Below are 11,176 nucleotides of genomic sequence, written 5' to 3'. Positions count from 1 at the left end.
TACCCGGGTGCGCGGGGTTCGTGTCACTCGGGGAGCGGGCCCTCGTCGTCTGGCTCAGCGCACGGATAGGATGGTGCTGTGAAGCTGTACCGCGACAAGGGGATCGTCCTGCGCACCCACAAGATGGGGGAGTCGAGCAGGATCATCACCCTGCTCACGGTTCAGCATGGCAAGGTGCGCGCCGTGGCGAAGGGCGCACGGCGGACGAAGTCGAGGTTCGGTGCGCGACTCGAGCCGTTCTCGCTCGTCGACGCCCAGTTCTATCGGGGCAGGACACTCGACACCGTCACCCAGGTCGAATCGGTCCATGCATACGGTTCCGAGATCGCATGGGATTATGACCGCTATGTCGCGGGCGCTGTCATGCTCGAAACGGCCGAGAAGATCGTCTGGGATGAGGGGATTCCCGACGTCCAGCAGTATCTCCTCCTCCATGGAGCCCTCAGCGCCCTCGCGAACAATGAGCATCGCCCCGAACTTCTCCTCACGGCCTTCCTCCTCAGGTCGCTCGCTCTGGCGGGCTTCGAGCTGTCGGTCCGCGACTGCGCGTCCTGTGGCCAGCCCGGACCGCACGACGCGTTCTCGGTGCCCGCCGGGGGCTCCGTCTGTATGGGGTGCCGGCCGCCGGGGTCGGCGGCCCCGTCCCGGGAGTCGGTCACGCTCCTCGGCTCCCTCATCGCGGGCGAGTGGGATGGTGCCGACGACCTGCCTGGCGCGACCCGCAGTCAGGCCAAGGCCCTTGCCGCGGCCCACGCCCAGTGGCACCTCGAGCACCGCATCAAGTCCCTGTCCCTCGTCTAGGATCACCATGCCCACACGACCTGAACCCCTGCCCGGAGCAGCACCGCCGCCGATCCCCTCCGATTTCGTCCCCGGGCACGTCGCGATCGTCATGGATGGCAATGGTCGCTGGGCGAACGCGCGGGGGCTGCCGCGGACCGAGGGCCACAAGAAGGGCGAGCCGGTCCTGCTCGACATCATCGCGGGCGCGATCGAGATCGGCGTGAAGGAGCTGTCGGCGTACGCGTTCTCGACAGAGAACTGGTCTCGCAGCCCCTCGGAGGTCCGCTTCCTCATGGGCTTCAACCGTGATGTCATCCACCGCCAGCGCGACACGCTCCACGAGTGGGGTGTCCGCGTGCGATGGGCGGGGCGCAGGCCCCGCCTGTGGGGATCCGTCATCAAGGAGCTCGAGGTCGCGCAGGAGCTGACGAAGGACAACACCGGGCTCATCGTCAACATGTGTGTCAACTACGGGGGAAGGGCTGAAATCGCCGACGCGGCGGCGGCTCTGGCACGCGATGCAGCGGCGGGCAGGATCAGGCCCGAGAAGATCGATGCGGAGCTCTTCAGCTCCTATCTCTATCAGCCGATGAGCGACATCGATCTCTTCTGGCGCACCGGCGGCGAGAAGAGGCTCTCGAACTTCCTCCTCTGGCAGGCCGCGTACGCCGAGATGGTCGTGACGGAGAAGCCATGGCCCGAGGTCGACCGCAGGGACCTGTGGGACGCGATCGCGCTGTATGCGAAGCGTCACAGGCGCTGGGGCGGTGCGGTGGACATGGCGGCCGCGTCCGACACCGAGGAATAGGATAGGACCATGCTCTCTCGACTTGACCTTCGCGGCGGCTTCACGGCCGACGCTCTCGCCGATTCCCTGCCCCGCGCCGCGCTCGACATCGATGCTGCGCTCACCGCCGTCCGTCCTCTCGTGGCGGACGTGAGGGAGCGGGGCGTCGAGGCTCTTCTCGACCAGGCCGAGAGATTCGACGGGGTGCGGCCAGAGACGATCGAGGTGCCGGCGAAGGCGATGACCGACGCGCTGGACAGCCTCGACCGCGATCTCGTCGACGCGATCAACCTCGCCATCGAGCATGTCCGCATCGGCCATGAGATCCAGATGCCGGAGGAGAAGTCGGTCGAGATTGTGCCCGGCGGTCGCGTCACCCAGCGGTGGATCCCCATGCGGCGCGTCGGACTCTACGTCCCCGGCGGGCTTGCGGTCTACCCGTCGTCAGTCGTCATGAACGCCGTCTGCGCCCAGGTCGCCGGTGTCGGCTCGATCGCCCTCACCTCGCCCGCGCAGAAGGAGTTCGGCGGCCTTCCCCACCCGACGATCCTCGCGGCCTGCGCCCTGCTCGGCATCGACGAGGTCTACGCCGCCGGCGGTGCCGGCGCGATCGGCATGTTCGCCTATGGTGCGGGCTCCTGCCTCCCCGTCGATGTCATCACCGGCCCCGGCAACATCTACGTCGCCGCCGCCAAGCGTCTCGTCCTCGGCACCGTCGGCATCGACTCCGAGGCGGGCACGACGGAGATCGCGATCCTCGCCGATGCGAGCGCGAATCCGCGGTTCGTCGCCGCCGATCTTCTCTCCCAGGCGGAGCACGACCCCGCGGCCGCCTCCGTCCTCGTCACCGACTCGGTCGAGCTCGCCGACGCCGTCGACCGGGAGCTCGCAGCGCAGGCACAGGCGACAACGCACGCCGCGCGGGTCCGCGAAGCGCTGACAGGCCCTCAATCGGGCACGGTGCTCGTGGCCTCCCTCGACGACGGTCTCGCGGTCGTCAACGCCTACGGCGCCGAGCACCTGGAGATCCACACGGAGGATGCGGAGCGAGTGGCCAGGCGTGTCGACAACGCCGGTGCCATCTTCGTCGGTCCCTATACTCCCGTACCCGCCGGAGACTACCTCGCGGGCTCGAATCACGTGCTGCCCACCGGTGGGACATCGCGCTACAGCTCGGGTCTCAACGTGCACGCTTTCCTCAAGTCGGTCCAGCAGGTCGAGTACTCGAAAGAGGCGCTCGAGAAGATCACGACACCCCTTGTGACCTTTGCCGATGCGGAGGATCTGCCCGCCCACGGGCACTCACTCCAGGTGAGATCCGCGTCACACCAGTGATTACGGTGGGATAACGGTTGCCGATCCGCGTGACAGGAGTGGGAGTTCTGTGGGTATCATCTGTGCCAGTTCTTGACATGTTCGACCTGAAGAGGAAGCTGTGCTGACTGGACTGCTCGTAGCGACGTTGATGGGAATCGGCGGCGGCAGCGATTCCGTCGAGCCCTCCTACCTCGATGACGTGATCTTCAGCAGCGACGTACCGCGAGCCTCCGAGGCCTCGGAGACGGTGCAGGGCCACGTCGAGACCTACATGGACAACTTCGACATGTCGTGGCGCGAGGCCTACACGTGGTACCTCGGCGAGGACAACAGGGATTTCGGACTCCTTGACGTCGAACAGAACTTCGCCCACATCTACGAGGGCTTCAGCGTGCTCGATGGCGACGTCGTCGTGTGGGTGTCGGGCCCCGCCAAATCCGGCGGCATCGTCGAACTGCTGGCCGCCTATGAGGTCGATGCCGACGTCGAGCTCCTGCCTGAGGACGCCAAGCCCGACCAGGTCGCGTACAGCTTCATCACCGGCTACGGGTGTGACGACTACTTCGCCGCCGAGCTCAACGAGGACGAGACGGGCGTGGTCGTCCTCGCCTCGTCGCAGTACGCGGCGGACGCGGGACCCGACCGCTTCGGCACCATCATCGACGGGGTTCCCGTCGACTATCGCTACTCAGAGTGAACGGCCTGACGGAGAGAGCGCCCGCGCTCAGCAGGAGCTGACCCGACACCGTCATCGTCCAGCCCTCTGTCCAGCGCAATCCCACGAGCAGCACGTGCCTGCCTGCGACCTTCCCCACATCGACAAGCGCCGGGTCGAGCCGCAGCTGCGACGCGAGCCGCCTCACCCGCGACGCGGGTTCCTCAACGTCGGCCGGCGGGCGGTTGCCCGTCAACTCGCCCGCATACTCCACACCGAGGAGAGCGGCGAGACCGCGTGCCGTGTGGATGGACAGGGTGGGATGGCTCGGCAGTGGAGCGGCGACGACCGCCCCGACCGAGGCGCGACCGCGCAGCTGCTGCCAGGACCCGATGACGTCCGCGCAGGGGCGTCGGAGCACGTGCGGCAACCCGCCGTCCGGGCCGTCGAGGCAGGCGGCCACCTCCTCACCGAGACCCAGGTCCCGCAGGTCCGCGAGGGCCCTGCCGGGCTGGAGGCGTGACCCGGCGGGAAGCCGCTGGCCGCCGGGCCACACCGCGAGGGAGGGGAGTTCGATGCCGGCACGCCAGACCTCGTCGAGGATGGCCTGGATCTTGGCGGCGAGGGCCGGGCTCTGGTGAGGCGTGATCCCGTCGAATCTGAGGATCTCAGCCGCGCCCGGCAGAGGCGCCGATGAGGTCGTGAGATAGCCGCGGCTCGCACCGGTCGTGACCTCGCGGATCGCGGTCTGCTCCCGACGGGCCGCCACGGGCGAGACCGGTGCTGCGCACTCGCGGCACACGCGGGCGATGAGATCGAAGGGGACGTCGCTGTCGAAAACGATCTGCACCGGCTCACGGGACGCGAGGAGTGCAGTCACGAGGCCGGCCAGGCGGCCCGGCAGTGCATCGATAGCCGACATGCGCAGATCGTGCCATGCTGTCCGGCCACAAACCAGCCGAGGAATCGCGGGCACGGATCGGCTACAGTAGTGGCCGTGGCAGATGCTCTTCCCATTATCGTCGGCACGGACGGCTCAATCCGTGCACGATACGCGGTACTCGAGGCGGCCCGAATAGCTCGGACCCACTCCCTTCCCCTGCGCATCATCACCGCACATTCGCCTCTGTTCGCGATCACGTCGTTCGATCCGGAGCCGACCTCGGAGGAGATCGAGCGGCTTGAGACCATCCTCTCCGATTCCGAGGGTGCCGTCCGAGACCGGTACCACGACGTCCCGATCGAGCTCGAATGGCACGTCGGTGATCCGTCCACCGTTCTCGTTGCCGCCTCCAAGACAGCAGCCGCGCTCGTCGTCGGCGCCCGCGGTCAGGGCGCCATGCATCACATGCTCGTCGGTTCTGTCGCGACGAAGGTTGCCACCCTCGCTCGATGCCCGGTGTTTGTCATGAGATCAGGGGAATTCAACCCGGACGGCCCGATCACTGTTGGGCTCGCCCCCGAGGAGACGTCGCTGCGCGCCCTCGAGTGCGGGCTGCGGCTGGCCCGCGTCGAGGGAACATCGGTTCGCGCCCTGCGCGCGCACCAGCATGCGGCGGCCGGCCTGCGCAACATGCTCGAGGGCGAGCACAAGGACTGGTTGCGGGGCGAGATCATGACGTCGGTCGAGCAGACGCGCCAGCAGTTCGACGAGATCGCGGAACAGCATGCGGATGTCTCGTCGACGTTCCTCCACATTCAGGCGCACGCAACGGACTCGCTCATCGATGCGTCGCGGATGTCGCGACTCGTCGTCGTCGCACCGAATGGGCAAAGCCTCAAGGACAGGACGCTCGGCTCTGTCGCCCTCGCAGTCCTCCACCACGCACCCACGGTGCTCGTCGCCCGGTAGTGCGGCGCCACCCGGAGCCGGACTCCCTGCCGAGGCATGATGGACGATGCTGTCGGTCCGCGGCGGTCTCTCGTACACTGTGTCGGTGACCATTCCTTACCGCCCGGCACTCGCGGGCCTTGAGCCCTACGGCGCACCCCAGCTCGATGTTCCAGTGACGCTCAACGTCAACGAGAACCCGTATCCCCCGAGTGCGGAGATGATCGCCGACATCGCCGCCGCCGTCGCCGACGCCGCGGCGAGCCTCAACCGTTACCCGGACAGGGACTTCCTCGCCCTGAGGGCGGATCTCGCGGACTACCTGGCGGCCGAGTCGGGCGTTCGCCTCAGCCCTGAGCAGGTGTGGGCGGCGAACGGGTCGAACGAGGTCATGCTCCATATCCTTCTCGCCTTCGCGGGACCCGGACGGACGGTCATCTCCTTCACGCCGACGTACTCCATGTACGTCGAATATGCGAGGGACACGTTCTCGGAGTGGCAGACGCTCCCGCGCCGGGATGATTTCTCGCTCGACCTCGAGAAGCTCCCCGAGGAGCTGGCCCGCATCCGCCCCGCGGTCATCCTCCTCGCCAGCCCCAACAATCCGACGGGCACGGCGCTCACGGGCGATGAGCTGTCGGCGGTTCTCGACGCGGCGAAGGGCAATGGCCCGGCCGATGCTCCGGGTTCGGACTGCCTTGTCGTCGTCGATGAGGCCTACGGAGAGTTCCGCCGGGATGGCGTTCCCTCGGCGCTTGAACTGCTCGCCGATCACGACAATCTCATTGTGTCGCGGACGATGTCGAAGGCCTTCGGTGCTGCCGGCCTGCGCCTCGGATACCTTGGGGCCGCGAAGGAGATCGTTGACCAGCTGCAGATCGTCCGGCTGCCCTACCACCTCTCGGCCGTCACCCAGGCGGCGGCGAGGGCCGCGCTCAGGCACTCCGCGAGCCAGCTGTCCCAGATCGCCGCGCTCCGCGAGGGCAGGGATGCGATCGTTCGGCGACTGCATTCGCTAGGCTTGGACACAGCACCGACGGACGCGAATTTTGTCATGTTCGGGACGTTCCCGGACCGGAGCGAGATCTTCACGCGAGTTCTCGACCGAGGCGTCCTCATCCGCGAGGTCGGCCCGGCGGGCTGGCTGCGCGTATCGGTCGGCACACCCGAGGAGAATGAGGCGTTCTTCGACGCACTGGAAGAGGCAATGAAATGAGAACGGCAACAATCAATCGTCAGACGAGCGAATCGACGATCACGCTCACGCTGGATCTCGACGGCGACGGCACGTCGACAATCGACACCGGCGTCCCGTTCTACGATCACATGCTGACCTCGCTGTCGCGCCATTCGCTCATCAACCTCGACGTCCACGCACGCGGCGACATCGAGGTCGATGTCCACCACACCGTGGAGGACACCGCCATCTGCTTCGGTGAGGCGCTCCGCGAGGCGCTCGGGGATAAGCGCGGCATCCGCCGGTTCGGCGATGCCCTTGTTCCGCTGGACGAGTCGCTCGCCCGGGCCGTCGTCGACATCTCCGGACGGCCCTACCTCGTCCACGACGGTGAACCCGCAGGCCAGGAGTACCACCTCATCGGCGGCCACTTCACGGGCTCCATGACCCGGCACGTCTTCGAATCGATCGCCTTCCACGCGGGCATCTGCATGCACATCGACGTTATCCGCGGCCGCGACCCCCACCACATCGTCGAAGCCCAGTTCAAGGCCTTCGCCCGGGCGCTCCGCACGGCCGTCGAGCCCGATCCGCGGGTCACGACGATCCCATCGACGAAGGGCTCGCTATGAGTGGGAATTCCCGACGCTACGTTATCGTCACCCCCTTCAAGAAGGTCGACGTCCTCGCCGGCTTCTGCAAGATGCACGGCCTCGATGTGTGGGTCGTCCCGTCGGCTCAGGGCGCCATGGTCGTCCATGATCTCCCCGTTCCGGTCTTCGACGACTGGGACATCTCCGAGCTGCTCGGCGGAGGCACCGGCGGCTCAGACACGGACGCCGAGGCTTCGGAGCCGGCGGACCTCAACCCGATCCCCGGACAGACGTCGCTCTTCGACGACGAGTCCGCACCGTCACTTTTTGACGAAGAGAAGATGTCATCGCACTTCGGCGATGCGACGGTCTCCTCGGTCCCGACGCTGGACGACGATGTCACGGACAATGACAACGCGGATGCAGAGGACGAACCGACTCCGGGAAGCCTGTCCGCCGATGACCGGGACGCGGTCGCGAGGGCGCTGGCGAAGCTCTCTCGTGCCGGGGTCCTCGTCCTCACAGCCGAGCTCGGCGAGGATGTCGGCAACGAGGAGGGCGTCTCCGGCCTTGTCACGGCCCAGGTCGTCGACTCCAGCGGGTTCACATCCGACACCCCGGCGGGTCTCATCGTCGCCACCGGCGAGCAGATCCTCGAGGATCTCCTCATCGGCGCCACGTCGCCCGGCGACGTGTCGGGTGCGATCCGTTCGGGCAGTATCGACACCTCCGCTATCGAGCGGCTCGCCGGCGGGAGCAGGGATGAGGGCACCCAGCTGCCCCCGCGCCGTCCCCGGCGCTTCTTCGGCAGGGATTCCAAGTGAAGGTCGTCGTCTTCGACTACGGCTCGGGCAACGTCCACTCTGCCGTACGCGCACTGACAGAGGCTGGGGCAGATGTTGAGCTCACCGCCGATCCTGAGAAGGTCATGGCGGCCGATGGGCTCGTCGTCCCCGGTGTCGGCGCATTCGACACGGTGGTTGACCGCCTGCGACGTCTGCGCGGGGACCGCTTCATCGAGCGCCGCCTCGCCGGGGGCCGTCCCGTGCTCGGCATCTGCGTCGGACTTCAGGTCCTCTTCGAGGGGTCGGACGAGTTCGGCAGCACGAAGCCGGGCCTCGACCAGTTCCCGGGGCGCGTGACGAGGCTGCAGTCGACCATCACTCCGCACATGGGCTGGTCGACCGTCTCCGTGCCGGAAGGTTCGACGCTGTTCCGTGGGATCGAGGACGAGCGCTTCTACTTCGTCCACTCCTACGCGGTCCACACCGACCCGGCCGCGGGTGCCGACCCTGTCTTCGCCCCGCCCCTCATCTCCTGGTCCGAGCATGGCGGGCGCTTCGTCGCCGCCATCGAGCAGGGCCCTCTCTCCGCAACCCAATTCCATCCCGAGAAGTCCGGCCCGGCAGGAATCGCCCTGCTGCGAAACTGGCTCTCCACCCTTGAAGGACAGTCATGACGAAACCCCTCCAGCTCCTGCCCGCCATCGATGTCGTCGAGGGTAAGGCCGTCCGCCTCCTCCGTGGCGAGGCCGGGACCGAGACCGGCTACGGCGAGCCGAAGGACGTCGCCCAGGATTGGATCGCCGGTGGAGCGACCTTCATCCACCTCGTCGATCTCGACGCAGCCTTCGGGCGGGGCGACAACCGGGCCCTCATCCGCGAGATCGTCGCCGAGAGCTCCGTCCGGATCGAACTCTCCGGCGGCATCCGTGACGACGAGAGCCTGACGGCTGCGCTCGACGCCGGTGCGACGCGCGTCAATCTCGGCACGGCGGCCCTGGAGAATCCTGACTGGACCGAGCGGGTCATCAAGGAGTACGGCGACCAGATTGCGGTTGGCCTCGACGTTCGCGGCCACACCCTGTCCGCCCGTGGGTGGACCCGCGATGGCGGCAACCTCTTCGAGGTCCTCGACCGTCTCAACGAGGCCGGCTGCGCACGGTATGTCGTGACCGACGTCGCGAAGGACGGAACCATGGAGGGGCCGAACACCGTGCTTCTCCAAGAGGTCTGCGCACGCACCGATGCCCCGGTCGTCGCCTCCGGCGGCGTCGCCACGCTCGATGACCTGCGGGCGCTGCGCGCACTGACCGATGAGGGTGTCGAGGGCGCGATCGTCGGCAAGGCCCTCTACGCCGGCGCGTTCACCCTGCCCGAGGCGATCGAGGTGGCGGGCGAGCAGTGATGGGAGCCGACCACCTCCAGGGGACCCTGAGCGGCGGGACCGCCGCGGACAAGCTCAAGCCGAACCCGTTCGCGGGTGACGACGGGAGAGCGGACCCGACCCTCGCCGCGGCGCTCGAACTCGAGGAGTTCGCCCCGCGGCTCGAGGCGATCATCGACGTTCTGCCGGCCGCCCGAGTCCTCGTGCCCGTCCTCGCCCATGAGCATCCGGGCCGTACCGATGACGGGGGAGTGGTCGACCACGCCTCGGTCGACAAGGATCCCTGCAAGGCTGCGGCGATGCTCGCGGTCGAGGCCCCGGATGGCCGGGCCGCCATGCCGATCTTCTCCTCCGTCGAGGCGCTCATGCGCTGGAACCCGAAGGCCAGGCCCGTGCCGGTCCACACCCAGAACGCGGCCATCGCCGCCGTTGCCGAGGCCGACGGGCTCCTCGTGCTCGACGCCGCATCCGAGCGGCCTATGCTGCTCGGCCGGCCCGCCGTCAATGCCCTGGCGACGGGCGAGCGGTGGACGGCGCCGTGGCGGGACGAGGAGCTTCCGACGATCGTCGCTCGTGCGCTCGCTGGCATCGAGGGCCTCAAGGGCCTGCAGATCACCCCGGGCCGGAACGCAGAGACGGCGATCGTCCTCGCGGTCGACGGCAAGGCCAGCCGCGAGGCTGTGGGTGCGGCGCTGGCAGAGGCGAGCAGCAGGCTCGCCGCCGTCGATGAGCTCACCCACCGGCTCGACTCCATTGAGCTCGTGCCCGCACGCGTGGCCTGAGTATCCAGTGGCGTAACGAACGCCACTGGATACACGGATGCGGTAATGCATCGCATAGTCGCGAATGTCCGGCGTTCTGCTAGACTTCTTAGCGACCGACCGGTCAACGGACCGGGACGCAAGCGGAGAGATCCCACCTGGGTGCTTCTGGCATCGGGTTATGAGAGTCACAGAGGGTAGGTATGCCCTGCCCGTGACACCTCTGCTCCGTGCGCGTACACGTCGAGATACAGAGGAGCAATTATCAACGAACCAAGAGTCAATGAGCGGATTCGGGTGCCCAAGGTACGTCTTGTCGGCCCCGCCGGCGAGCAGGTCGGTGTCGTCCGCGTAGAAGACGCACTCCGGCTGGCACAGGAAGCCAATCTTGATCTGGTCGAGGTTGCACCGAACTCTGAACCGCCGGTTGCCAAGCTCATGGATTATGGCAAGTACAAGTACGAGGCCGCGATGAAGGCCCGTGATGCACGCCGTAACCAGGTGAACACGCAGCTGAAGGAGATCAGGCTTCGCCTCAAGATCGACACCCATGACTACGAGACCAAGAAGGGCCACGCAGAGCGGTTCCTCAACGGTGGCGACAAGGTCAAGGTGATGATCCAGTTCCGTGGACGCGAACAGTCCCGACCCGAAATGGGAGTCAAGCTGCTGCAGAGAATGGCAGAGGATCTGGCTGAGCTCGGCACCGTCGAATCACACCCCCGCCAGGATGGCAGGAACATGGTGATGGTGATCGCGCCTGTCAAGAAGAAGTCCGAGGCCAAGTCCGACCAGCGCCGCCGTCGTGAGGCGGAGCGCGAAGCACGCCGGGCTCAGAAGTCCGAGTAGCACTCCCTGCCCGTGGGTGATCCCCGCGGCCAACGAAAGAGGAAACATCTATGCCTAAAATGAAGTCGCACTCCGGTGCCAAGAAGCGCTTCCGCGTGACTGGATCCGGCAAGGTCATGCGCGAGAGGGCCGGCAAGCGCCACCTCCTCGAGCACAAGCCGTCGCGTCGCACCCGCCGCCTGTCGAAGGACCAGGTCGTCAGCCCGGCAGACGCCAAGAACGTCAAGAAGATGCTCGGCCGCTAGGCCGAAAAGGAG

Annotated in this window: 14 protein-coding genes; 13 read left to right on the top strand and 1 reads right to left on the bottom strand. The window is 67.1% G+C overall.

All coding sequences use genetic code 11. The features are described 5' to 3' along the window. Positions 1-78: 78 nt before the first annotated feature. From recO to EJO69_RS03590, 4 genes are all read left to right on the top strand, one after another. Positions 79-801, top strand: coding sequence for a DNA repair protein RecO (gene recO, locus EJO69_RS03605; RefSeq protein ID WP_126039340.1), 723 nt, complete (start codon positions 79-81; stop codon positions 799-801). A 7-nt stretch (positions 802-808) separates the two neighbouring features. After that, the gene (locus EJO69_RS03600; RefSeq protein ID WP_126039338.1) at positions 809-1,591 is read left to right on the top strand and encodes an isoprenyl transferase; all 783 of its coding nucleotides are present in this window, start codon (positions 809-811) and stop codon (positions 1,589-1,591) included. A gap of 9 nt (positions 1,592-1,600) precedes the next feature. Continuing rightward, a complete protein-coding gene (hisD, locus tag EJO69_RS03595) occupies positions 1,601-2,905 on the top strand; it encodes a histidinol dehydrogenase (RefSeq protein WP_126039336.1) in 1,305 nt (434 codons plus the stop codon). 100 nt (positions 2,906-3,005) lie between these two features. Then, positions 3,006-3,584, top strand: a complete 579-nt coding sequence (locus EJO69_RS03590; RefSeq protein ID WP_126039333.1) for a hypothetical protein — start codon at positions 3,006-3,008, stop codon at positions 3,582-3,584. Here EJO69_RS03590 and EJO69_RS03585 read toward each other — a convergent pair. After that, entirely contained in the window at positions 3,544-4,464 is a 921-nt protein-coding gene (locus EJO69_RS03585; RefSeq protein WP_126039331.1) for a hypothetical protein, read from the bottom strand. The genes EJO69_RS03590 and EJO69_RS03585 overlap by 41 nt on opposite strands. Before the next feature lie 75 nt (positions 4,465-4,539). On the opposite strand from EJO69_RS03585, the gene EJO69_RS03580 reads away from it, so the two are divergent. The 9 genes from EJO69_RS03580 to rpmI all read left to right on the top strand — a co-directional run bounded on the left by EJO69_RS03580 (position 4,540) and on the right by rpmI (position 11,164). Further along, positions 4,540-5,394 carry a universal stress protein gene (locus EJO69_RS03580; protein WP_126039328.1) on the top strand — a complete coding sequence of 285 codons (855 nt, stop codon included), beginning with the start codon at positions 4,540-4,542 and terminating at the stop codon, positions 5,392-5,394. A gap of 79 nt (positions 5,395-5,473) precedes the next feature. Next, positions 5,474-6,589, top strand: coding sequence for a histidinol-phosphate transaminase (locus EJO69_RS03575; protein WP_211331483.1), 1,116 nt, complete (start codon positions 5,474-5,476; stop codon positions 6,587-6,589). After that, on the top strand, positions 6,586-7,182 hold the full coding sequence (hisB, locus tag EJO69_RS03570; protein ID WP_126039325.1) for an imidazoleglycerol-phosphate dehydratase HisB: 597 nt from the start codon (positions 6,586-6,588) through the stop codon (positions 7,180-7,182). Before EJO69_RS03575 ends, hisB begins: the two co-directional genes overlap by 4 nt. After that, on the top strand, positions 7,179-7,967 hold the full coding sequence (locus EJO69_RS03565) for a hypothetical protein (RefSeq protein WP_126039323.1): 789 nt from the start codon (positions 7,179-7,181) through the stop codon (positions 7,965-7,967). Before hisB ends, EJO69_RS03565 begins: the two co-directional genes overlap by 4 nt. Further along, positions 7,964-8,602 carry an imidazole glycerol phosphate synthase subunit HisH gene (hisH, locus tag EJO69_RS03560; protein ID WP_126039321.1) on the top strand — a complete coding sequence of 213 codons (639 nt, stop codon included), beginning with the start codon at positions 7,964-7,966 and terminating at the stop codon, positions 8,600-8,602. Before EJO69_RS03565 ends, hisH begins: the two co-directional genes overlap by 4 nt. Then, positions 8,599-9,330, top strand: coding sequence for a bifunctional 1-(5-phosphoribosyl)-5-((5-phosphoribosylamino)methylideneamino)imidazole-4-carboxamide isomerase/phosphoribosylanthranilate isomerase PriA (gene priA / locus EJO69_RS03555; protein ID WP_126039319.1), 732 nt, complete (start codon positions 8,599-8,601; stop codon positions 9,328-9,330). Before hisH ends, priA begins: the two co-directional genes overlap by 4 nt. Then, positions 9,330-10,091, top strand: a complete 762-nt coding sequence (locus tag EJO69_RS03550; protein WP_126039316.1) for an SseB family protein — start codon at positions 9,330-9,332, stop codon at positions 10,089-10,091. The genes priA and EJO69_RS03550 overlap by 1 nt, the downstream gene beginning before the upstream one ends. A gap of 276 nt (positions 10,092-10,367) precedes the next feature. Continuing rightward, positions 10,368-10,919 carry a translation initiation factor IF-3 gene (infC, locus tag EJO69_RS03545; RefSeq protein WP_245993752.1) on the top strand — a complete coding sequence of 184 codons (552 nt, stop codon included), beginning with the start codon at positions 10,368-10,370 and terminating at the stop codon, positions 10,917-10,919. 50 nt (positions 10,920-10,969) lie between these two features. Beyond that, complete coding sequence (gene rpmI, locus EJO69_RS03540; protein ID WP_126039310.1) at positions 10,970-11,164, top strand: 50S ribosomal protein L35; 195 nt, start codon at positions 10,970-10,972, stop codon at positions 11,162-11,164. The last annotated feature ends 12 nt before the right edge of the window (positions 11,165-11,176 follow it).

The organism is Flaviflexus salsibiostraticola, assembly GCF_003952265.1.
Classification (GTDB): domain Bacteria; phylum Actinomycetota; class Actinomycetes; order Actinomycetales; family Actinomycetaceae; genus Flaviflexus; species Flaviflexus salsibiostraticola.
Note: the sequence above shows the minus strand (reverse complement) of the source record. Positions and strands in the feature narration are given on the sequence as shown.